At 64.2% G+C, this 21,177-nt stretch carries 19 protein-coding genes; 6 read left to right on the top strand and 13 right to left on the bottom strand.

Translation table 11 applies throughout. From position 1 onward, the window contains the following. Window positions 1-5: 5 nt before the first annotated feature. Window positions 6-428, bottom strand: coding sequence for an NUDIX hydrolase (locus tag ACJ8QF_RS02460; RefSeq protein ID WP_004939419.1), 423 nt, complete (start codon window positions 426-428; stop codon window positions 6-8). A 106-nt stretch (window positions 429-534) separates the two neighbouring features. On the opposite strand from ACJ8QF_RS02460, the gene sseA reads away from it, so the two are divergent. Beyond that, window positions 535-1,380: a 3-mercaptopyruvate sulfurtransferase gene (gene sseA / locus ACJ8QF_RS02455; RefSeq protein ID WP_015377110.1), complete on the top strand. Its 846-nt coding sequence runs from the start codon at window positions 535-537 to the stop codon at window positions 1,378-1,380. Here sseA and ACJ8QF_RS02450 read toward each other — a convergent pair. Next, window positions 1,377-2,246, bottom strand: a complete 870-nt coding sequence (locus ACJ8QF_RS02450; RefSeq protein ID WP_442537228.1) for a LysR substrate-binding domain-containing protein — start codon at window positions 2,244-2,246, stop codon at window positions 1,377-1,379. The two genes, sseA and ACJ8QF_RS02450, sit on opposite strands and share 4 nt — an antisense overlap. A gap of 105 nt (window positions 2,247-2,351) precedes the next feature. Between ACJ8QF_RS02450 and ACJ8QF_RS02445 the strand changes: the two genes are divergently transcribed. The 3 genes from ACJ8QF_RS02445 to ACJ8QF_RS02435 all read left to right on the top strand — a co-directional run bounded on the left by ACJ8QF_RS02445 (window position 2,352) and on the right by ACJ8QF_RS02435 (window position 4,769). Continuing rightward, entirely contained in the window at window positions 2,352-2,921 is a 570-nt protein-coding gene (locus ACJ8QF_RS02445) for a DUF4865 family protein (RefSeq protein WP_197752929.1), read from the top strand. 76 nt (window positions 2,922-2,997) lie between these two features. Then, a complete protein-coding gene (locus ACJ8QF_RS02440) occupies window positions 2,998-4,215 on the top strand; it encodes an FAD-dependent oxidoreductase (protein WP_049187244.1) in 1,218 nt (405 codons plus the stop codon). 41 nt (window positions 4,216-4,256) lie between these two features. Then, window positions 4,257-4,769 (top strand): GNAT family N-acetyltransferase, encoded by a 513-nt coding sequence (locus ACJ8QF_RS02435; protein ID WP_280630800.1) that lies wholly within the window; start codon window positions 4,257-4,259, stop codon window positions 4,767-4,769. 21 nt (window positions 4,770-4,790) lie between these two features. On the opposite strand, the gene ACJ8QF_RS02430 is transcribed toward ACJ8QF_RS02435, so the two are convergent. Then, window positions 4,791-5,303 carry a DUF2165 family protein gene (locus tag ACJ8QF_RS02430; RefSeq protein WP_004939438.1) on the bottom strand — a complete coding sequence of 171 codons (513 nt, stop codon included), beginning with the start codon at window positions 5,301-5,303 and terminating at the stop codon, window positions 4,791-4,793. Between the two features lie 134 nt (window positions 5,304-5,437). Between ACJ8QF_RS02430 and ACJ8QF_RS02425 the strand changes: the two genes are divergently transcribed. Together ACJ8QF_RS02425 and ACJ8QF_RS02420 are read left to right on the top strand one after the other, a co-directional pair. Further along, window positions 5,438-5,701, top strand: a complete 264-nt coding sequence (locus tag ACJ8QF_RS02425; protein ID WP_004939442.1) for a type II toxin-antitoxin system ParD family antitoxin — start codon at window positions 5,438-5,440, stop codon at window positions 5,699-5,701. Then, window positions 5,686-5,985: a type II toxin-antitoxin system RelE/ParE family toxin gene (locus ACJ8QF_RS02420; protein ID WP_049187241.1), complete on the top strand. Its 300-nt coding sequence runs from the start codon at window positions 5,686-5,688 to the stop codon at window positions 5,983-5,985. The genes ACJ8QF_RS02425 and ACJ8QF_RS02420 overlap by 16 nt, the downstream gene beginning before the upstream one ends. Before the next feature lie 7 nt (window positions 5,986-5,992). Here ACJ8QF_RS02420 and urtE read toward each other — a convergent pair whose 3' ends face one another. The 10 genes from urtE to ACJ8QF_RS02370 form a co-directional block, all read right to left on the bottom strand. Continuing rightward, window positions 5,993-6,691 carry an urea ABC transporter ATP-binding subunit UrtE gene (gene urtE, locus ACJ8QF_RS02415; protein ID WP_442537227.1) on the bottom strand — a complete coding sequence of 233 codons (699 nt, stop codon included), beginning with the start codon at window positions 6,689-6,691 and terminating at the stop codon, window positions 5,993-5,995. Window positions 6,692-6,703: 12 nt separating this feature from the next. Beyond that, on the bottom strand, window positions 6,704-7,510 hold the full coding sequence (gene urtD / locus ACJ8QF_RS02410; RefSeq protein WP_015377102.1) for an urea ABC transporter ATP-binding protein UrtD: 807 nt from the start codon (window positions 7,508-7,510) through the stop codon (window positions 6,704-6,706). Further along, complete coding sequence (urtC, locus tag ACJ8QF_RS02405; RefSeq protein WP_049187239.1) at window positions 7,507-8,583, bottom strand: urea ABC transporter permease subunit UrtC; 1,077 nt, start codon at window positions 8,581-8,583, stop codon at window positions 7,507-7,509. The genes urtD and urtC overlap by 4 nt, the downstream gene beginning before the upstream one ends. Beyond that, complete coding sequence (urtB, locus tag ACJ8QF_RS02400) at window positions 8,583-10,163, bottom strand: urea ABC transporter permease subunit UrtB (protein WP_049187237.1); 1,581 nt, start codon at window positions 10,161-10,163, stop codon at window positions 8,583-8,585. Before urtB ends, urtC begins: the two co-directional genes overlap by 1 nt. A 56-nt stretch (window positions 10,164-10,219) precedes the next feature. Continuing rightward, window positions 10,220-11,488 carry an urea ABC transporter substrate-binding protein gene (gene urtA / locus ACJ8QF_RS02395; protein WP_049187235.1) on the bottom strand — a complete coding sequence of 423 codons (1,269 nt, stop codon included), beginning with the start codon at window positions 11,486-11,488 and terminating at the stop codon, window positions 10,220-10,222. A 35-nt stretch (window positions 11,489-11,523) separates the two neighbouring features. Further along, window positions 11,524-12,234, bottom strand: a complete 711-nt coding sequence (locus ACJ8QF_RS02390; protein ID WP_049187611.1) for a GntR family transcriptional regulator — start codon at window positions 12,232-12,234, stop codon at window positions 11,524-11,526. Window positions 12,235-12,248: 14 nt separating this feature from the next. Further along, on the bottom strand, window positions 12,249-15,869 hold the full coding sequence (gene uca, locus ACJ8QF_RS02385) for an urea carboxylase (protein ID WP_131164519.1): 3,621 nt from the start codon (window positions 15,867-15,869) through the stop codon (window positions 12,249-12,251). A 2-nt stretch (window positions 15,870-15,871) separates the two neighbouring features. Next, entirely contained in the window at window positions 15,872-17,701 is a 1,830-nt protein-coding gene (gene atzF, locus ACJ8QF_RS02380; protein WP_131164520.1) for an allophanate hydrolase, read from the bottom strand. Between the two features lie 223 nt (window positions 17,702-17,924). Then, window positions 17,925-20,492: a putative mucin/carbohydrate-binding domain-containing protein gene (locus tag ACJ8QF_RS02375; protein ID WP_369324453.1), complete on the bottom strand. Its 2,568-nt coding sequence runs from the start codon at window positions 20,490-20,492 to the stop codon at window positions 17,925-17,927. A 177-nt stretch (window positions 20,493-20,669) separates the two neighbouring features. Then, window positions 20,670-21,134 carry a DUF1456 family protein gene (locus ACJ8QF_RS02370; protein WP_131164522.1) on the bottom strand — a complete coding sequence of 155 codons (465 nt, stop codon included), beginning with the start codon at window positions 21,132-21,134 and terminating at the stop codon, window positions 20,670-20,672. Window positions 21,135-21,177 lie beyond the last annotated feature (43 nt).

Genomic DNA, 21,177 nt, shown 5'->3' with positions numbered 1-21,177 from the left:
CGGGGTTAACCGCCCTGCCGCCAATACTCCGCCACCCGGCGGCGCAGGTGTTCGATACCCTGCGGATGGTGAATAAACTGCTCCACCGGCATCATCCGCCAACGCTGCCCCTCGTCGCCGAAACGTATGGCGGCGATCTGCACCGGAGTGATCATCCCGGCCATGAACCAGGTCGGCGGATAGCCGGGCAAAATGCCGTCGTAGCGCCGCCGCCAGACAACCTGACGTTCGGCGATCGCCACGCCGAACTCTTCCTGCGTCTCCCGCTGCACGCACTGCAGCGGCGTTTCGCCGTTTTCCCGCCCGCCGCCGGGCAGATCCCACAGGCCGGGCCACGGAATGCCCGGTTTATCGTCCCGTTGGTAAACCAGCAGGAAACCATCGCACAGCAGCGCGATCTTGGCCCCGCCAAACGCCTCGTCCGTCATGATTTTTCCGCTCCCTGCCCATTGCCTTTGACTGAACATCATACTTCATCCCCGCGCGGCCTGGTGTATAGTGAAAATCCGTTTTCACAACAGGCGAACAATAACGATGAACTCTCCGTTTCTGGTGACCCCTCAATGGCTTGCGCAACATATCAACGATGAAAATCTGGTGGTGATCGACGTCCGGATGTCGCCGGTGGGGCTAACGCCGAAAAAGGACATGCTTGCCGAGTTCGAACGCGGCCATATCCCCGGCGCGGTCTATTTCGACATCGACGAAGTGGCGGACAAAAACACCGCGCTGCCGCACATGCTGCCGACGGCGGCGGAGTTTGGCGCGGCGGTGGGCAAGCTGGGCATCAGCGAACGCGATACCCTGGTGATTTATGATGAGGGTAACCAGTTCTCTGCGCCGCGCGGCTGGTGGACCTTCCGCAATTTCGGCGCCCAGCATGTTTACGTACTGGACGAAGGGCTGAACGGCTGGACAGCGCAGGGCCAGGCGCTGGCCACCGGCCCGGCTCAGCCTGAACCACAGGCGTTCAACGCCCGGTTCAACGCCGACGCGGTGGTGGATATGCGGCAAGTGGAACAGGCGTTAGGCACGCCGGTGCAAATTCTCGACGCGCGCGCCGCGCCGCGCTTTTATGCCGAAGCGCCGGAGCCGCGCCCCGGCCTGCACCGCGGCCACATTCCCGGCAGCATCAACATTCCGTACGGCGAGCTGCTGGAAAACGGCCGCTTCAAATCGCTGGAGGCGCTGCGCCAAACCTTCAGCGACAAGGGCGTGGATATCAACGGCCCGATCATCACCAGCTGCGGCTCCGGCGTGACGGCGGCGGTGCTGGCGTTCGGCCTGCTGTCGCTCGGCGCCCCGCAGGTCAAGCTGTATGACGGCGCCTGGAGCGAATGGGGCCAGCTGAGCGGCAAACAGCCCATCGCCAAAGATTAGGTTTCGATCCGCTCGACCACGATCTGCGCCAGCCGCTGCACGGCCGCCGAGGGCTGATCCTCGGCGCGGTGCAGCACCACGCCGAGCTGGCCGAGAACGGGCAGCAGTTCAGGCGCCAACGGTGACAGGCCGGGCGGCAAACCCGCCGCCGTGCGCACCGTGACGCCCAACCCGGCGCTCACCGCCGCCCAAACGCCGTTCAGGCTGCGGCTGCTAAAGGCGATGCGCCAGGGAATGCCGGCGCGATCCAGCGCCTGCGTCGCCGCGCTGCGCATCAGACAGGGCGCGTCGAACATCACCAACGGCAACGGCTCATCCCCTTCTCGCCACGGCGCCAGCGCGAAGCCGGGCGAGGCGATCCAGTGCAACTGCCGCTGCCCCAGCGCCTGATGAAACGGCGTGCTCAGACCGCCATCCCACGCCAGCGACAGATCCAGCTGGCCTTTCAGCACCCAGTCGATCAGCTCGGCATTGCGGGCGATGCGCGCCTCGATGCGCACCTTCGGATTGGCGCGCGCGAAGCTGCCCAACACCTGCGGCAGAAACGTCTCGCCGAAATCCTCCTGCAGCCCCAGCCGCACCGTGCCCTGCAGATCCAACCCGCGCACCGCGGCGGCGGCTTCGTCATTAAGCTCCAGCAGGCGGCGCGCGTAACCGAGCAGGGTTTCCCCCACCTCGGTCATCACCATGCCGCGTCCGGCCTTGCGCAGGATCGGCGCGCCGACCTGCTGCTCCAGCTTTTTCAGGTGAGCGCTGACCGCCGACGTAGAACGCCCCAGCCGCTCCGCCGCCTTGGCGAAGCTGCCCAGCTCGACGCCGGTGACGAAGCTGCGCAAATCCTCGAGATCGAACGTGATTCGCCCCATGCTGACCATCCTGATTTTCTGAACCATCAATCAAAATAATACCGATTTTACTGATAAAGATGGCGTGTCACGCTCTCCCGGTCAATGTCTTTGCGGAGAATCCTTATGCTCGCGATGCAATACCGTTTCACCCTGCCCGCCGATTACGACATGGCGATCGTCCGCCGCCGCATCGCCGATTTCGGCCATCGGCTCGACGCCTGCCCGCAGCTGATCGTCAAAGCCTATCTGTACGCGCAGCGCAGCGAAGGCAGCGCCGAAAATCTCTACGCTCCCTTCTACCTGTGGAACAGCAGCGCCGGCATGAACGATTTCCTGGCCGGCGAAGGTTTCAGAGGCCTCAGCCAGGCGTTCGGCTGGCCGCGCGTCAATCATTGGCTGCCGTGGCTGACGCATTTCGATCGCCCTCATCTGGCCGAGGCCGCCTGGGCAACCTGTCAGGAACAGGCCATCATCCCCTACAGCGATCTGCCTGCGCTGCGTCGGCAACAGCAAGCGGCGCCCGGCGCGCTGGCCTCCATCGTGGCGTTCGACCCCGCCGAGTGGCGGTTAGTGCGGCTGGATTTATGGCGTGAACCGCCGCAGGCACGGCCGCAAAACGGCCAGCTGTTCCGCGTCGGCCATCTGTCCGCCCCCTTTGACCACACTGCGCCGCGGGTTGACAGCCAAACTTGATATTGATAATCATTATCAACACTAAACATTCACTTGCGGCTCACGGGATGCGGGCCGCTCTCCGGGGTCAACCACCATGCCGTCATCACCGATCACACCTTACGCCACCACCTGCTGCATCGTGGGGGGCGGCCCCGCCGGGCTGATGCTCGGCTATCTGCTGGCGCGGGCGGGGATCGACGTGACGGTGCTGGAGAAGCACGCCGACTTTCTGCGTGATTTTCGCGGTGACACCATTCACCCGTCGACGCTGGAAGTCATGCATCAGCTGGGTCTGCTCGACGAACTGCTGACGTTGCCGCACCAACGCGCGGAATCCCTGCATGCCGAAGTCGCCGGCCGCGACATCAAACTGGCGGATTTCAGCCGCCTGCCGACGCGCTGCAAATTTATCGCCTTTATGCCGCAGTGGGAGTTTCTCAACTTTTTGGCCCAGCAGGCCGCCGCCTTCCCCCATTTCAGGCTGCTGACCTCAACGCAGGTTCATGAGCTGCTGTATGACCGCGGCCAGGTATGCGGCGTGCTGGCCGACGCGCCGGAGGGCCCGATCCGCGTGCGCAGCCAGCTGGTGATCGGCACCGACGGCCGCAACTCGGTGGTGCGCGAGCAGGCGGCGCTCAGCAGCCGCTCCTTCGGCGCCCCGCGCGACGTATTGTGGATGAAGCTCAGCAAGCAGCCGGGCGATCCGGCCTGGTCGATGGGCCACACCGGGCCGAAGCAAAACTTCATCATGATCGATCGCGGCGACTACTGGCAGTGCGGCTATTCGATCGACAAAGGCAGCTTCGACGCGATCCGCCGCAGCGGGCTGGAGAAATTTTTGCTGCACCTCGCCGAGGTGGCGCCATTCCAGGACGATCGCCTGCAGGAGATCGTCGAGTGGGATCAGGTAAAACTGCTGAGCATTCGCATCGATCGTCTGGATCGCTGGGCCAAACCGGGCGTGCTGTGCATCGGCGACGCCGCGCACGCCATGTCGCCGATCGGCGGCGTGGGCGTCAACCTGGCGATTCAGGACGCGGTGGCCGCCGCCAACGCCCTGATCCCGCCGCTGCGCCAGCATCGGCTGCAGCTGAAGCATCTGCTGAGCGTGCAGCGCCGGCGCGAATTTCCCACCCGGGCCATCCAGTTTTTGCAGATCAAAATGAGTCAGCGTAAGCCAGGTCAGCGCCGCGCGGCGGGCGGCTCACGCCTGATCGCCCGCGTCGGCAACAGCCGCTGGCTGCCGCGTCTGTTCGGCCGCATCATCGGCCTGGGCTTTCGCCGCGAAACGCCGCGGCATCTTGAAAATTAACCCGCTATACTCATCGGTTCTCGCTTCGATGAGGTTCACTCATGTTCACCGTCCGTCAGGCATTGCTGGAAGATTTAACCCTGGTGCGCGATATCGGCATCCGCACCTATCGCGCCCACTTCGGTGAGCTGTGGCGCTACCCGCACGAGCTGGAGGCCTTTCTGGCGGAGGATTTTTCCGTCTCCGCGCTGGAACAGACGCTGCGCCAGCCCGACGTGTGCTGGCTGTTGGCCTATGAGAATGGCGCCCTCGTCGGCTATGCGCGGGTGAACTTCGACAGCCTGCTGGCACCAACCGAACAAATCGGCGCAGAGCTGCAGAAAATCTATTTCCTGCCGGGCCATGCCGGCAACGGCTATGGCCAGCGCCTGTTCGAACAGGTGCAGCAGCGGGCCATCGAGCGCCAGCAGAAGACGCTGTGGCTGGAGGTGCTGCAACGCAACACCCGCGCCCAACGTTTTTATCAGCGCCAGGGATTGAGCATGTGTGGCGAGACCTGCTACACCAGCGCCCAGGGCTCGATAGGCATCTGGTATATGAGCAAGGCGCTGTAACCGCGCCCCGCTCCGCCTTCGTTAGCGCGGCTCCCGCTGCAGCATCAGGAACAGCAAGGCAAACGCATTGGGCGCCAGGTAGATCAGCGCCCCCAGCTGCACCGCCAACGGATCCTTCTTGGCCTGCCAGGCCATAAACCAGTCGCCGGCGACCACCATAAAGCCGACGCCCCACACCGCGATCGCGCAAAGCGCTCCCAGCATCGCCCAGGCTTTGCCCTTGGCGAAGGCGGCGTAAGGGCCTTTCAATCGCCCGATCATCAGCACCACGCCCGCGGCCGCGAATAGGCCGGCCAGCGTTTCCAGCGTGGTGATGACCGCCAACCCCAACATGCAGGCCCAGTCGGCGCGGATCGCGCGCCACATCAGCCCCGGCGTTTGATAAGTATCCTGCATGGCAAGCAGCGGCCCCACCGCATTGCGCGCGGTGCCGGCGAAATCCGCCGTATTGTTCAACAGGCTGAACAGCCCCCACAGGGCCGGAAACAGGGACAGGACGATGCAACCGAGGCGTGACACAGTGATTTCGTTCATGGTTATCCTTAATGAATAAACGAGTGGCTCCCATCCTCATGACGGGACCGCTATTGAGATCCTGATTGTTTGATGTGCACAATGTAAGAACTAATCTTACAATGACGCAGCATAGCCGAAAGTGAGGAGGAACAATGGGCAGAACACTAACGGTAGATCTGGGTGACGAACTGCGTAGCTTCGTCGAAGACCTGGTTGCCAGCGGCGATTACCGCACGCCCAGCGAAGTCATCCGCGAATCCGTGCGCACTTTGCGCGAACGTACCGCCGCCTCAAAGCTGGAAGAGCTTAGGCGCTTGATCGCTGAAGGAGAGAACAGCGGCGAAGCCGTCGAATGGGATCGTGATGTGTTCATGGAAAGAATACGGAGCAAAGCAAAAGGATGCGCAGGAGAGTAACCGTTCGTCCAAAAGCCTTGGACGATATGGAAGAGATCTATTTTTACGGGTTGGCGCACTTTGGCTTACAGGTGGCCGAAGATTATCTGCGCCGCCTGCATCAGGCTTTCGATAACCTTGGCCACCACCAACTCGGCAGAAACCTCGATGCAATCGGCCCCGGTCTATGGGTATTGCCCGTCGCCAACCACCTGATTTATTTTCGACAGCACAGGCGGGAGGTGAATATCATCAGAGTGCTGCATCATTCCCGCGATCCGCTCAGCCAATCCTTTTTCAGCTGACCCAACGTCAAATCGCCACCAGCCCGCGTACGCCGTCCTGTTCCATATTGCTGCCGGCGCCGCGCTGCACGATGCTGCCGCGCGACATCACCAGATAGCTGTCCGCCAGGTCGGCGGCGAAGTCATAGAACTGCTCCACCAGCAGGATCGCCATATCGCCCCGCGCCGCCAGCTGTTTGATCACCGCACCGATCTCCTTGATCACCGAAGGCTGGATCCCTTCCGTCGGCTCGTCGAGGATCAACAGCTGCGGCCGGCAGGCCAGCGCCCGGCCGATCGCCAGCTGCTGTTGCTGCCCGCCGGAAAGATCGCCGCCGCGCCGATCCTTCATCTGCCGCAGCACCGGAAACAAATCATAGATCGGATCCGGCACCGCGCGCGCGTCGGCGCCGGAAAAGCGCGCCAGCCCCATCAGCAGATTTTCCTCCACCGTCAAGCGCGGGAAGATTTCCCGCCCCTGCGGCACATAGGCGATGCCCGCCTGAACCCGCTGATGCGGCTTTTTACCGGTGATAGCTTCGCCCTGCCAACGGACGATGCCGCTGCGCGCCGGGATCAGCCCCATCAGGCATTTCAGCAGCGTGGTCTTGCCCACGCCGTTGCGCCCCAGCAGGCAGGTCACCTCGCCGATGCGCGCCTCGAACGACAGGCCGCGCAGAATGTGGCTGCCGCCGTAAAACTGATTAAATTCCTCTACCTGCAGCATGATTACGCCTCCTCAGCGCCCCAGATATACCTCAATCACCCGTTCATCGGCCTGCACCTGCGCCAGCGATCCTTCCGCCAGCACCTGCCCCTGATGCAGCACCGTCACGCGATCGGCAATGGTTTCCACAAACCCCATGTCGTGCTCCACCACCATCAGCGAATGCTTGCCCGCCAGCTCGCGGAACAGTTCGGCGGTGTAGTCGGTTTCGGCGTCGGTCATGCCGGCAGCCGGTTCGTCCAGCAGCAGCAGGTGCGGTTCCTGCACCAGCAGCATGCCGATCTCAAGAAACTGTTTCTGCCCGTGGGACAGCAACCCGGCGGGCCGGTGGCGCTCATGCCCCAGCCGCAGGGTCTTCAGCATCTCATCGATGCGATCGCGCTGTTCGCTGCTCAGGCGCGCGCGCAGGCAGGCCCACACCGACTTGCGGGTTTTCTGGGCGATCTCCAGATTTTCGAACACCGTCAGCGCCTCGAACACCGTCGGTTTTTGAAACTTGCGGCCAATGCCGGCGTGGGCGATCTGCATCGGCGCCAGCCGGGTCAGGTCGACGGTCTGATCGTAAAACACCCTGCCGCTGTCCGGCCGGGTTTTGCCGGTGATCACATCCATCAGCGTGGTCTTGCCGGCGCCGTTGGGGCCGATCACGCAGCGCAGTTCGCCGACGCCAATGCGCAGCGACAGATCGGTCAGCGCGCGAAAACCATCGAAGCTGACGTTGACGTTGTCGAGCTGCAGCACCGGATCGGTTTGCTGCCGGTATTTGTCCGCCGGCAGCGGATGGGTAAACAGTTCGTCGGTCACTTGCATCGCCTTCATGAGGTTTTCCTCCGCCGCAGCAGGCCGATCACCCCTTTGGGCAGAAACAGCGTGACGACGATAAACATCAGGCCGAGGAAGAACTGCCAGTATTCGGGAATGGCCATGGTGAACCAGCTCTTGGCGCCGTTGACGATGCCGGCGCCGAGCAGCGGCCCCACCAGGGTGCCGCGCCCGCCGAGCGCCACCCAGATGGCGGCCTCGATCGAGTTGGTCGGCGACATTTCGCCGGGGTTGATGATGCCGACCTGCGGCACATAGAGCGCGCCGGCCAGCCCGCACAGCACCGCCGACAGCGTCCAGACGAACAGCTTGAAGCCCTTCGGATCGTAGCCGCAGAAGGTCAGGCGGTTTTCCGCATCGCGCACCGCGGTCAGCACCCGGCCGAACTTGCTGCGCGCCAGGGCAAAGCCGATGGCCAGGCTGGCGGCCAGCAGCAGCACCGTCGCCAGGAACAGCGCCACCCGCGTGCCGGCGGCGGTGATGGGAAAGCCGAGCAGCGTGGTGAAACCGGTAAAGCCGTTATTGCCGCCGAAACCGGTCTCGTTGCGAAAGAACAGCAGCATGCCGGCATAGGTCAGCGCCTGGGTCATGATCGAGAAATACACCCCTTTGATTTTCGAGCGAAAGGCGAAGTAGCCGAACAGAAAGGCCAGCAGGCCCGGCACCAGCACGATCAGGCACAGCGCCCAGGCGAAATGCTGGGTGCCACTCCAGAACCACGGCAGCTCAGTCCAGGAAAGGAATGCCATAAACGCCGGCAACCCGTCGCCCGCCGCCTGCCGCATCAGGTACATGCCCATGGCGTAGCCGCCGAGCGCGAAGAACAGCCCGTGGCCGAGCGACAGCAGCCCGGCATAGCCCCACACCAGATCGAGCGCCACCGCCACCACCGCGTAGCACAGGATCTTGCCCGCCAGCGTCAGGGTATAGGTGGACACCGCCAGCGGATGATCCGCCGGCAACAGCGTCATGAACGGCATCACTAGCAGCGCCAGCAACGCCAACCCGCCGATGCTCAACGCCAGCCGGGGCGCTTTCTGCACGCCGGTTACGGTCAATGGTTGGCTCATCAGTCAATCACCCTGCCCTTAAGGGCGAACAGCCCCTGCGGGCGCTTTTGAATAAACAGAACGATCAGCACCAGGATCAGGATCTTGCCCAGCACGGCGCCGATCTGCGGCTCGAGGATCTTATTGACGATGCCGAGGCCAAAGGCCGCCGCCACCGTCCCCGCCAGCTGGCCGACGCCACCGAGCACCACCACCAGAAACGAATCGATGATGTAACCTTGCCCCAGCTCCGGCCCGACGTTGCCCAGCTGCGACAGCGCCACCCCGCCGAGCCCGGCGATGCCGGATCCCAACCCGAAGGCCAGCATGTCCACCCGCCCGGTGGGCACGCCGCAGCAGGCGGCCATCGCGCGGTTTTGCGTCACCGCGCGCACGTTCATGCCGAGCCGGGTTTTGTTCAGCAGCAGCCAGGTCAACGCCAGCACCAGCAGCACGAACGCGATCACCGCGATGCGGTTCCACGGCAACACCAGATTCGGCAACAGCTGCACGCCACCCGACAGCCACGCCGGGTTGGCGACCTCGACGTTCTGCGCGCCGAACAGCACCCGCACCAGCTGGATCAGCACCAGACTGATGCCCCAGGTGGCCAGCAGGGTTTCCAGCGGCCGGCCGTACAGGTGGCGGATCACCGTGCGCTCCAGCGCCATGCCGATCCCGGCGGTGATGGCGAACGCCACCGGCAGCGCCGCCAACGGATAGAGCGCCAGCCACTGCGGCGCAAACTGTTGAAACAGCCCCTGCACCAGATAGGCCGAATAGGCGCCGAGCATCAGCATTTCGCCGTGCGCCATATTGATGACGCCGAGCAGGCCGTAGGTGATCGCCAGACCAAGCGCCGCCAGCAGCAGGATCGAACCGAGCGACAGGCCGCTGAACGCCTGGCCGAGCAGATCGCCGATCATCAGGCGATGCTGCACGCGCTGCAGGCTGCGTTGCGCCTCGGCGCGCACCGCGGCGTCCGGCTCATTGGCCGCGTCGGTCAACGCCTGCAGGCGCGCGCGGGTTTCCGGCTCGCCCGATTCCCCCAGCAGCCGCACCGCATTGAAGCGCACCTGCGGGCTGGCGTCGGTCAATTGCAGGTTCGCCAGCGCAATGCTCAGCGCGTCGCGTACCTGCGGGTCTTTCTCCTGCGCCAGCCGCCGGGTCAACAGCGGCAACTGCTCGCCCTGCGCCTCACGCTGCAGCGCGGTCGCCGCCTGCAGCCGCACCGCCGCATCCGCGCTGACCAGCCGCTGCGCCGACAACGCGTTGGCGATCAGAATGCGCAGCCGGTTGTTCAGCCACACCTTCTTCGGTTCACCAACCGGGGCCGCCTCACCTTCAAGCGGCAGATAGCGATCGCCCTGGCGGATAAAGGCGCGTTTCGCCCCATCGATCGTCACGGTTTCCTGCTGCAGCCCCTGCAGCAACGGCAGGCGCGCGGGATCCGGCTCGGCCGCCCACGCCTGCAGCAGTTTGGCCTGCTGCACGCGAGTGGCCGCCGCGAACTCATCGGCCGGCCCGGCCTGCGCCAGCAGGGGCCAGGCGCACAGCAGCCACAGCCCGGCGCGCAGAGAGGATAAAAACGGAGATTGCATCAGCTGCCTCTTCTGTTGGGCCGACGCGCGTCGAGCCGCGCCGGCGCTGAGTGACGTTACTTGCCGCCTTTCACCGGGTAATCCGGCTTTTTGTCATTGCCGGCGATATACGGACTCCACGGCTGCGCGCGCACCGGCGCCTCGGTCTGCCACACCACGTTGAACTGGCCGTTGCCCTCGATCTCGCCGATCATCACCGGTTTGTGCAGGTGGTGATTGGTCTTGTCCATGGTCAGCGTGAAGCCCGACGGCGCGGCGAAGGTTTGCCCGGCCATCGCCGCGCGCACCTTATCGACGTCGGTGGTGCCGGCCTTTTGCACCGCCTGCGCCCACATGTGGAGGCCGACGTAGGTGGCCTCCATCGGATCGTTGGTGACCGCAGTGGCGTAATTCGGCAGATTGTGCGCCTTGGCGTAGGCCTTCCACTGGCTGACAAACTGTTTGTTGGTCGGGTTATCCAGCGATTCGAAGTAGTTCCAGGCCGCCAGGTTGCCCACCAGCGGTTTGGTGTCGATGCCGCGCAGCTCTTCCTCGCCGACCGAGAAGGCGATCACCGGCACGTCGGTGGCCTTGACGCCCTGGTTGGCGAGTTCTTTGTAGAACGGCACGTTGGAATCGCCGTTGATGGTGGAAATCACCGCGGTGTTGCCGCCGGCGGCGAATTTCTTGATGTTGGCGACGATGGTCTGGTAATCGCTGTAGCCGAACGGCGTATAGACCTCTTCGATATCCTTGTCCTGCACGCCTTTGCTGTGCAGGAAGGCGCGCAGGATCTTGTTGGTGGTGCGCGGATAGACGTAATCGGTGCCCAGCAGGAAGAAGCGCTTGGCACCGCCGCCGTCCTCGCTCAGCAGGTATTCCACCGCCGGGATCGCCTGCTGGTTCGGCGCCGCGCCGGTGTAGAACACGTTCGGCGACATCTCTTCGCCTTCGTATTGCACCGGATAGAACAACAGCCCGTTCAGCTCCTCAAACACCGGCAGCACCGACTTGCGCGACACCGAAGTCCAGCAGCCGAACACCGCCGCCACCTTGTCCTGGCTCAGCAGCTGGCGCGCCTTTTCGGCGAACAGCGGCCAGTTGGAGGCAGGATCCACCACCACCGGCTCCAGCTTTTTGCCGAGCACCCCGCCTTTGGCGTTGATCTCGTCGATGGTCATCAGCGCCACATCCTTCAGCGGCGTCTCGGAAATCGCCATGGTGCCGGAGAGCGAACTCAGAATGCCGACCTTGATGGTGTCGGCGGCCTGCGCGCTCCAGGCCAGACCCATGCCGATCGCGGCGGCGGACAGCGCAAAAGCTTTGATAAAACGACGACGTTGCATAGTTCAAACTCCTGATGTGTGTGAAATCAAAATCGTTACGCCGAGCGCGCAGGCTGCTGAGCCCGCGCCTGGTGCAACATGTGCAGCGTTATTTTTCGTACCTCTGCCTTGCTGACGGTGATGTGCTCGCCGAGCAGCGTTTGCGCCGCCCCGCTTTGCCGCTGCAGGATCGCCTGCAAAATGGCGGCGTGTTCGCGGTAGGTGGCGTCCACCCGCGCCTGCTGGGTGAAATCCAGCCGGCGAATGATGCGGATCTTTTCGGTCAGTTCGCGGTGAATGCGCGCCATTTCGCCGTTGCCCGCCGCGGCCACCAACGCCTGATGAAACTGCTCATCGTGCTGCGACACCGCCTTGCCGTCCGCCAGTCGCGGCGCTTCGGCCCAAAAACGGCTCAGCGCCGCCAGCGCGCCTGGCGTTTCCCCGGCCGGGCGTTCGCACAGCCGTTTCACCGCCTCTTGTTCCAGCACGATGCGCAGGTCGTACAGCTCTTCGAAGTAGGCGAAATCGAACGGCCGCACCTGCCAGCCGCTGCGAAACAGCACCTCGACATAGCCTTCGCGCTCCAGCCGAAACAGCGCCTGGCGCACCGGCGTGCGGCTGGCCGCCATGCGCTGTGCCACCTCGCTTTCGCTGAAGCGATCGCCCGGCAGCAGGCGAAACTCGAAGATGTCGGCCTTGAGCTGCAGATAAATGCGCTCCGCCAGCCCCTCCGGGCGCGCCTTGTGCTCTCCGTTGGTGATTTGCATCATCGCTCCTCCGTTCAGACCGCCTTTTCCAGCCACAGCAGGGCGTCGCCCGGCCCGACCGGCCGCCCCTGCCGGCAGCTGATGCGTTTAACGATCCCGGCGCGCGGCGCGGTGACCGCCAGCTCCATTTTCATCGCCTCGACCACGATCAGCGGCTGCCCGGCCGCCACCGCCTGCCCCGGCTCTACCAGGATCTTCCACACGCTGCCGTTCAGATCGGCGCTGACCAGATCGCCGTCGATGGCGTCTTCTTCCTCCGGCGGCAACAGCTGCGCCTCGGCCTCGTCGTCATCGCTGCGCCAGCGCGCCACTTCGGCGCTGAACGCCTGCTGCTGGCGATGCTGGAAGTCGGCGATCGCCCCGGCGTTGTCGGCCAGGAAACGGGTGTAGGCGGCGAAGTCGAACTCGCTCTCGTCGATGCGCACCTGCATGCGCCCTTCGCGGAACGCTTCGCGCTGCTCGTCCAACTCTTGCTCGCTGACCGGGTAGAAGCGCACCTGATCGAAAAAGCGCAGCAGCCAGGGCTCACCGGCGGTGAACTGCGGGTTTTTGAGGAATTTGTTCCAGATCGGCAGCGTGCGCCCCACCAGCTGGTAACCGCCCGGCGAGTCCATGCCGTAGATGCACATGTACATGCCGCCGATGCCGACCGTCCCTTCGGCGGTATGGGTGCGCGCCGGGTTGTATTTGGAGCTCAGCAGGCGATGGCGCGGATCGAGCGGCACCGCGCAGGGCGCGCCGAGGTACACGTCCCCCAGCCCGAGGATCAGGTAGCTGGCGTCGAACAGAATGTCGCGCACCTGCTCGCGTCGGCTCAGGCCGTTGATGCGCTGAATGAAATCGACGTTGTTCGGCAGCCAGGGCGCCGAGGCGCGCACCGTCTGCTGATAGCGATCCACCGCCCCCAGCGTGGCCGAATCCTCGAACGCCATCGGCAGCCACACGGTGCGCGTCGGCACCTTCAGACGACTGACGTCCCCCAGCGCCCGTTCGCGCGCCAGCAGGCGCTGCAGCAGGTCGGCCTGGCTAATCTGCCGGCTGTCGTAGCGGATCTGCAGCGAACGCACGCCCGGAGCCAGCTCCGCCACGCCCGGTATCGCCTCCTCACGCAGCGACTGCATCAGCAGATGAATGCGCAGGCGCAGCGCCAGATCGAGCACGTTGTCGCCGTACTCCATCAGGATGTAGCCGTCCCCCGCCTGGCGATACGCCACCGCCGGGCGCCCCTCCGCCGCCGGCAGCGCCGCCAGCACCGCGGCGGAAACGGTCTCCGCCGGGGCCAGATCCGGCGGCGGCAGGGTGATGGCCTTCACCGCCGCCAGCGCTTCGATGCTGCCAAGCTGCGCCTGCTCCAGCGACTGCGCCTGCCGGAAGCCGATCGGATGGAAACGGATGCGGTCGCCCGGCTTCACCTGCCCCACTTTCCACAGTTCGGCCTTGGCGATGGTCACCGGGCAGACGAAGCCGCCGAGGCTCGGCCCGTCGCGGGTCAGGATCACCGGGAAGTCGCCGGTGAAGTTGATCGCGCCGATGGCGTACTCGCAGTCGTGCACGTTGGAAGGATGCAAACCGGCCTCGCCGCCGTCCTCCCGCGCCCACTCGGGCTTCGGCCCCGCCAGGCGCACGCCGAGGCGATTGGAGTTGTAATGCACCTGCCAGTCGGTGGCGAAGAAGGCCTCTATCGATTCGGCGGTGAAAAAGTCCGGCGCGCCGTGCGGCCCGTACAGCACGCCGATGTACCATTGATCGCCGTAGTGCGGGATCAGGCTGTCGTCCATCGCCTGCGGCGCGGCGATCGGCGCCGGGGTGGTGCTGGCCGCCAGCGCCGGTTGAGCGATCGCCAGCATGTCCGCCACGCGCAAGGTGCGCCCGGCGTGGCCGCCGAACTGCCCGAGCGCGAAGGTAGAGCGGCTGCCGAGATATACCGGCACGTCGAAGCCGTTACGCACCGCCAGATAGGTACGGCAGCCGTGCGTAGCGCGCCCCAGCGTCAGCACCTGCCCGGCCCGCACCGTAATCGGCCGCCAATACGCAACCGCCTCGCCGTCCAGATCGGCCGGGCAGCTGGCGCCCGTCAGCGCGATGGTGGCGTCGCAGTGAAAGCGCAGCGTCGGCCCCTGCAGGGTAAACTCCAGCCCGGCCGCCGCCGGGTGGTTGCCGACGATGCGGTTGGCCAGCCGAAACGCGAAGTCGTCCATCGGGCCGGACGGCGGCACGCCGATGTCCCAATAGCCGAGGCGGCCGGGATAATCCTGCACGCTGCTGTAGGTGCCGGGTTGCAGCACTTCGAGGCAGTGCGGCTGGAAACGCAAATCGTCCAGCAGGCGCGTCCAGACGTCGCCGCGCTGAAATTGCGGCGTGGCGATCACCTGCCGCAGATAGTCGAGGTTGGTGGCGATGCCGTGCAAACGGGTCGCCGCCAGCGCCACGCGCAATTTTTCCAGCGCCTGCGCCCGATCCGCGCCGTGCACGATCAGCTTGGCGATCATCGGGTCGTAAAACGCCGAGACTTCGCTGCCGGTCGCCACCCAGCCGTCGAGGCGCACGTCCGTCGGGAAATGCACCTCGGTCAGCACGCCAGGGCTGGGCTGGAAGTTTTTCAGCGGATCTTCGGCATAGAGGCGCACCTCGATCGCCGCGCCCTGCGGCGCGCGGCGCAATGCCGCCCAATCCAGCGCGTCGCCCGCCGCCACCTGCAGCATGCATTCGATCAGATCCAGACCGGTGACCATCTCGGTAACCGGGTGCTCTACCTGTAAGCGGGTGTTCACTTCCAGGAAATAAAACTCGTCGCGCGCGGCGTCGTATATGAATTCCACGGTGCCGGCGCTGCGGTAATTCACCGACTCGCCCAGCGCCACCGCCGCCCGATGCAGCGCCTGGCGGGTCGCCGCCGGCAGATGCGGCGCCGGGGTTTCCTCCACCACCTTTTGGTTGCGGCGCTGCAGCGAACAGTCGCGCTCGCCGAGCGCAGCCACCCGCCCCTGACCGTCGCCGAAAATCTGTACCTCGACGTGGCGCGCGCGATCGACGAAGCGTTCGATAAAGGCGCCGGCGTCGCGGAAGAACTGTTCTCCCAGCCGTTTGACGCTGTCGTAGGCGTCGCGCAGCGCCGCCTCGTCGTCACAGCGCGTCAGGCCGATGCCGCCACCGCCGGCGGTGCTTTTCAGCATCACCGGGTAGCCGATGCGCGCGGCGGCGGTAACCGCCTGCTCAACGCTCTCCAGCAAGCCGGTGCCCGGCGTCATCGGCACCCCGGCCAACGCCGCCAGCTCGCGCGCCCGGTGCTTGAGGCCGAACTCGCGCATCTGCGCCGCCGTCGGGCCGATAAAGGCAATGCCCGCCGCCTCGCAGGCTTCGGCAAACTCGGCGCTCTCGGACAAAAAGCCGTAGCCGGGGTAGATCGCCTGCGCGCCGGTGGCCGCTGCGGCCGCGAGGATCTTGTCGATGCGCAGGTAACTGTCGGCGGCCTTGTCGCCGCCGAGCGCCACCGCCCTGTCGGCTTCGGTGACGTGCGGCGCATTGCGGTCGGCGTCGGAATAAACCGCCACGCTGGTGACGCCCAGGCGTTTCAGGGTGCGAATGGCGCGGCAGGCAATTTCGCCGCGGTTAGCGATCAGTACGGTAGTAAACATGTTCATGCCCCCTTAACGCTGGCGAGATAGTCGCGCCAGCCGCCAAACTCAGTGATATCCGTGGCACCTTCCAGCGCCCAGGCTTCGCAGATAAATCCCTTCACCCGCCGGCCGTCCGCCAGCAGCAGCGTGCCGATGCCCAATGGTGCCGGGATTTCCGCCACAAACTCGCCGAAACGCGCCAGCGGGATGTCCCACAGCTCTACGCGGATCGCCGCCCCCTGCGCCGCGCGCGCCAGCCCCGGCTTTGGCGGCTCGGTCTCGGCCAGCGCGTACAGGCGGTAACAGGGGGCTGTGACGGTTTGCTCTACCCGCACCGCGTCGCGCTGCGTCAGCTGGACGTTGAGCGGCATGCCGCTGAGGTGAGCACCCACTACCGCCAGACGTACGTGTCCCGAAGACGGGGCCGGTGCCGGCTGCGGCGGTAATGCCCGGCCGATAGCGCCGAGCGGCAAGGCGCATTGCCGTTGCCAGCGCAGGCCAAACGCCGCCAGCGCCCGGTCATGCCAGGCGGGCGCAATCAGGGTGATACCCGCCGGCAGACCGTCTTCGCGCAGCGGCCCCGGCAGCGCCAGCGCGCTCAGATCGGCCAGGTTGGTGAAATTGGTGTAAGTGCCAAATTGCGAATTGAACAGCACCGGCTCTTGCGCCATCTCCGCCAGGGTGCGGATAGTGGGCGCGGTCGGCACCACCAGCGCGTCGAACGGCGCCAGCCGCTGGGCGATCTGCCGCGCCAGCTCGGCGCGCAGGTATTCCGCCTTGTAGGCGTCGCAGGCGCTGTAGCCGAGGCCGTTACCAACGATGCCGCGCACCACCGGATCGATGGCCTGCGGGCTCGCTTCCAGCACCTGCTCAATCGCCACCGTGCGCTCCGCTACCCAGGGGCCGTAATACAGCTGTTCCGCCAGGGTGCGAAACGGCGCGAAATCGAGGGGTTCCAGCGTGGCGCCGCCCGCCTGCAGCTGCGCCAGCGCACGATGAAACGCCCGCTCGGCCTGCACGTCGCCGAAAAACTCCAGCTGGGCGGGAACGGCGAAACGCGGCGCGGCGGGGATATCCGCCGGCGCGGTATGCGGATCGGCACGAGAATACGGGTCTGCCGCGTCAAAGCCGCTCGCCAGCTCCGCCACCAGCGCGGCATCGGCCACCGTCAGCGCGAAGACCGACACCGTATCGTTCAACCGGCAGGCCGGCACCACGCCGCGGTTGGACAACCGCCCCTTGGTCGGCTTCAGCCCGACGATGTTGTTGAACCCGGCGGGCACGCGCCCCGAACCGGCGGTATCGGTGCCGAGCGCGAACGGCACCAGGCCGCGCGCCACCACCGAGGCGGAGCCGGAGCTGGAACCGCCGCTGACGTAGCGGCTGTCGAAGCTGTTGACCACCGCGCCATACGGTGAGCGGGTGCCCACCAACCCGGTAGCGAACTGGTCGAGGTTGGTTTTACCGAGGGCGATCGCCCCGGCGGCGCGCAGGTGGGCGACCACGGTGGCGTCCGCCGCGGCCTGATAGATGAACGCCGGGCAGGCGGCGCTGGTCGGCCAGCCGCCGACGTCGATATTGTCTTTGATGGCAAAGGGCACGCCGAACAGCGGCAGGCGGCTGAGATCGCCGGCGACCGCTTCGAGCCTCTGTGCCAGCTGCCGATACTGCTGCTCGCGCTGCGCCGACGTGGCGAGATACAGCCAGGCGTTATCGTCCGGGTTCAGGCCGGCGACCAGCGTTTCGATCGTCGCACTGACGCAGGCAAGGCGCTCGCCCGCCGGACGGGTTTGATAATGGTGCTGCCATTCACTGAGGGTAAAACCGCACGCTTCAACAGGTTCGCTCATCGGCTGAATTCCATCTGGTACACAAGATGGGATCCAACAGAGCAACCGTCGTGCCAATTTTTAATCTCATGATTTCAATAAATTATAATTAAAACTTATGACAGCGGCGGCAAACGGGCTGCACCAGCGGTGCGCAGCGGGGGAACAAAAAGAGTGCAATGGCGGGATGACGCAGAGGAAAAAACGGGGCGGCGACACTCGCCGCCCCGCAGGCCGATGGGGATCAGTCGTTGATGCGTTTCAAACCGACCGGCGTAATGCAGTAGGTCTGTTGCTTGCCCTTCTCCGCCAGCCGCAGGTGCTGCATTTCGTTGACGATCGCCAGGCGGTTGTCCGGCTCTTCATGCCGCAGATGAATCACTTCACCGCCGTAACCCGACAGCGGCAACACCCAGGTTTTGGCCGGTTGATTCTGGCTGCCGATGACGTCGTAACTGAGCAAGGCGTTGCCGTCCGCATCCGTCACGCTGAGGAAGGCATAGCTGTCGGCAAAGTAGTGGTGAGCAATCCCCGCCGCCAGCGTGACAGTAACGGTTTTCTTCACCAGATCGACGTCACCGGTCAGGAACTGGCGATCGCCGATCCCTTTGCACGCCACGGTAAACGCATTGCCGACGTTGGCGCCCGGCGGCGTATTGTCGGCTGGCAGACAATCCCGATAGGTCGCCAACAGTGACTCGCGCTGCGGCTCGGCAAAGGCGCCGATCGCCAGATAAATATCATCTTTGAACGACGACGATGGTGCATAGTAAGCCGGCAGCAGATGGCGCAAACGCTGCGCAGCCTGTTCCAGACGCGTCAGCAGCGCTTGTTCAGGATCGCCGGACAGCGCCGGGTTTTTCAGCCCGCTTTTTTCGATACGCAGCACGTTGGTTTTGTTTTTATTATCGATAACCCCGGTCGCCGCCGGATTCAGGCGCACCCGACTCGGCTCCACATGGTAAATCTCGATGTCATCGCCCTCGGCAAACGGCAGCTCGTCATGACTTAAGGTAGCCTGAGTGCCCTGAATCTCCTTGCTGAAGCGCACCGCGCCCTGCCGATCGCGCAGCGTCACCCGGGCATAGGTTTCACCCGGGAAATAGGCGTGCGGCGTGGTGCTGGTCACGTCAACCACCACCGCTCCTTTGGCGCGATCGACGACCACGGTGGCAAAGACCGCATCGCTCAGGCCCAACAGATTGATCTCCTGCGAAACGATCGGCGAAGCGGCTTTGCGCTCAAAGCGAAGCGTGACCGCGTTTTTCCCCTGCCTCACCGTCAGGTAACCCGCCGTCGGCCGATATTTGCGATCTTTGCCGGTCGGCAACCGCAAGGTATACACGCCGATCGGCAGCGCAGTCAGCGCCAGGGTCGGCGTGTCGATACGGACTTTGTGGGCATAGCGCGCCCCTTCCATCAGGATCAGGTCTTCACCGTAGATCTGCGCAAAGTCATCGATATCCAGACTCAGAGTGACATCGCCTTTCAGGCCACTCGCCTTGAGCTGATAAGAATCGACCAGGCGCAGGGAGGAATCCAGCTTCAGCTGCGCCTGCACCGCCGGCAAGCTCTGCGCATCCACCAGTTGATACAGCGGATATACCGCCCTGGCGTGGCTGAATGCGTTGAGATCGCGCTGCGTTTGCGTGATCACGCCGCCGGTCAACTCGACGAACGGCGTCACGTCGATCTGCTCGCCGGCCGCGGCGAAGCTTGCCGACAGCAGATCCAGCAAGGCATGTTCGGACGGCACGAAGCCCGGCGTATTGCAGCTTTGGCGATATTGCTGATTAAAGTGCGTGAAGGCGTTCTTGCCAGCCTTGTCGACCATCAGCATCGCGAAGAACAGTTTGGAGCGCAGATCCCACTGGTTGAGCGGCGTGCCCAGAGCGATCAGATCGACGATTTTCTTCTCGACGCCGGCCGCGTTGCCGTAGTTATACAGCCACCCTTCCTGGTATTTACGCTCTCCCAGCATCACGTCCTGATAGCAAGCGGCATAAATATTGTTCCACATCTCACCGGTGGAGAAATATTTGTCGCCCATAAAGTGCCCCTGATAGCCGTGCGCGATCTCATGCAGGCTGCCCCAGTTGCTGTCTTTCGGCGTCAGCCAGAAGCTGCTGACCGAGTCGCTGGTTTCCGCCGTCCAGCGGCCGCCGTAATACGCGGCGCCGGCGCCGTGCTTATCGGCCTTCATAAAATAGCGGTTGCGAATATTGCGATCGGATTCGTGTTCAGCCTCGAACGAGACGCCGGTCAGAGCATTGTAGAAAGTGAAAATGCGATCGTAGTAGGCGATCAGACCGTCGATGTTTTTCGCTTCGCCCAGCGACTTCAGCGCCGGTTTACTGATTTTCGGCACCAGCAACACCGCGTACTCCGCATCGACCAGGGCAAACTCGGCATCCCGATCGTCCCAGCGGGCAAAGAATGCGGCTTCGTTTTCGCCACGGCGATAGACCGGCAGCGCTTTCGCCGTGTCCGGGTACTCGAACTCCAGCGCCGGCTCGCCCTGCCCGTACGGCGTATCGATGAACGGCACCGAGACGGCATTGACCTGGGCCTCGACCCAGCTCGCGCCGACGCTGAATTCCGCCTCCGTTTTGCTGTCGTCATTGAGCAAGCGCAGCTTGAGCTTGCCGGTAAACGCCGCGTTGGTCTGCCGCACGCGCAGCACCTGCCCGGCGGCGAGAATGATGCCCAGGTGCTGGCGATCGTGATCGATGCCCTTGCTCATGCCTGCCGCATCCAGCCAGACCGGCCGGGTCAATGTGTAGAGTGATTGGGTTTTCGTGATGGTTGGCATCCTGCTTTCCTCATGGTTGGGGTGATTGAATTGACCATGGAAAAGTAACCGGATAGGCGGCACGCCCTCCATCGATGACGGATGGCTGAGGGCCTGTACAACAACGGCGGGCGGGAGAGCGGCAATAAAAAAGGCGCAACCTTGCGATTGCGCCTGATGTTCGGTGAACGCTGCGCGTTACTCGCCGCGAACGCGCAGCGCCAGCCCTTTGAGGAAGTAGCGCAGCATCTGATCGCCGCACGGGCGGTAGTTCTTGGTGCCCTCCTTGCGGAACAGCGCGCTCAACTCCGGCTTGGAGATGCGGAAATCCACCGCGGTGAAAATCTGGTGCATGTCGGTGTCTTTCAGCTCGAACGCCACGCGCAGCTTTTTCAGCACCAGGTTGTTGGTGATTGGCAGCTCAACCGCCGGCGCCGGGAACTTGTCGTCCTTGCCGCGTTTGAAGAACACCAGGCCGTTGAGGAAGTGCGCCATCACTTCGTCCGGGCACTTCTCGTAGCCCGGCTCGCCTTCTTTGATCACGTAAGCGTCCATCGCCGACACCGCCACCTCGAAATCGTCCAGTTTGATAATCTCGACCATTTTGGCGTTGTTAATGCTCAGCATATAGCGCACGCTGCGCAGCACGTCGTTGTTCATCATGGGATTGCATTGCCTTATTTGTCTAACGGGGACGTGCGCATTG

It is taken from the genome of Serratia sp. CY81684, from assembly GCF_052166595.1.
GTDB lineage: Bacteria > Pseudomonadota > Gammaproteobacteria > Enterobacterales > Enterobacteriaceae > Serratia > Serratia nematodiphila.
This window is presented reverse-complemented; position numbering and strand designations above follow the sequence as displayed.

What these genes read in the sequence shown, in the direction of transcription:
- ACJ8QF_RS02370 (WP_131164522.1), bottom strand. Translation starts at nt 21,134, where the DNA reads ATGATGAACAACGACGTGCTGCGCAGCGTGCGCTATATGCTGAGCATT.
- ACJ8QF_RS02420 (WP_049187241.1), top strand. Translation starts at nt 5,686, where the DNA reads ATGCGCAGGAGAGTAACCGTTCGTCCAAAAGCCTTGGACGATATGGAA.
- atzF (WP_131164520.1), bottom strand. Translation starts at nt 17,701, where the DNA reads ATGAGCGAACCTGTTGAAGCGTGCGGTTTTACCCTCAGTGAATGGCAG.
- uca (WP_131164519.1), bottom strand. Translation starts at nt 15,869, where the DNA reads ATGTTTACTACCGTACTGATCGCTAACCGCGGCGAAATTGCCTGCCGC.
- ACJ8QF_RS02390 (WP_049187611.1), bottom strand. Translation starts at nt 12,234, where the DNA reads ATGCAAATCACCAACGGAGAGCACAAGGCGCGCCCGGAGGGGCTGGCG.
- urtA (WP_049187235.1), bottom strand. Translation starts at nt 11,488, where the DNA reads ATGCAACGTCGTCGTTTTATCAAAGCTTTTGCGCTGTCCGCCGCCGCG.
- urtB (WP_049187237.1), bottom strand. Translation starts at nt 10,163, where the DNA reads ATGCAATCTCCGTTTTTATCCTCTCTGCGCGCCGGGCTGTGGCTGCTG.
- ACJ8QF_RS02450 (WP_442537228.1), bottom strand. Translation starts at nt 2,246, where the DNA reads ATGGGGCGAATCACGTTCGATCTCGAGGATTTGCGCAGCTTCGTCACC.
- ACJ8QF_RS02375 (WP_369324453.1), bottom strand. Translation starts at nt 20,492, where the DNA reads ATGCCAACCATCACGAAAACCCAATCACTCTACACATTGACCCGGCCG.
- urtC (WP_049187239.1), bottom strand. Translation starts at nt 8,583, where the DNA reads ATGAGCCAACCATTGACCGTAACCGGCGTGCAGAAAGCGCCCCGGCTG.
- sseA (WP_015377110.1), top strand. Translation starts at nt 535, where the DNA reads ATGAACTCTCCGTTTCTGGTGACCCCTCAATGGCTTGCGCAACATATC.
- ACJ8QF_RS02445 (WP_197752929.1), top strand. Translation starts at nt 2,352, where the DNA reads ATGCTCGCGATGCAATACCGTTTCACCCTGCCCGCCGATTACGACATG.
- urtE (WP_442537227.1), bottom strand. Translation starts at nt 6,691, where the DNA reads ATGCTGCAGGTAGAGGAATTTAATCAGTTTTACGGCGGCAGCCACATT.
- ACJ8QF_RS02440 (WP_049187244.1), top strand. Translation starts at nt 2,998, where the DNA reads ATGCCGTCATCACCGATCACACCTTACGCCACCACCTGCTGCATCGTG.
- ACJ8QF_RS02435 (WP_280630800.1), top strand. Translation starts at nt 4,257, where the DNA reads ATGTTCACCGTCCGTCAGGCATTGCTGGAAGATTTAACCCTGGTGCGC.
- urtD (WP_015377102.1), bottom strand. Translation starts at nt 7,510, where the DNA reads ATGAAGGCGATGCAAGTGACCGACGAACTGTTTACCCATCCGCTGCCG.
- ACJ8QF_RS02425 (WP_004939442.1), top strand. Translation starts at nt 5,438, where the DNA reads ATGGGCAGAACACTAACGGTAGATCTGGGTGACGAACTGCGTAGCTTC.
- ACJ8QF_RS02460 (WP_004939419.1), bottom strand. Translation starts at nt 428, where the DNA reads ATGACGGACGAGGCGTTTGGCGGGGCCAAGATCGCGCTGCTGTGCGAT.
- ACJ8QF_RS02430 (WP_004939438.1), bottom strand. Translation starts at nt 5,303, where the DNA reads ATGAACGAAATCACTGTGTCACGCCTCGGTTGCATCGTCCTGTCCCTG.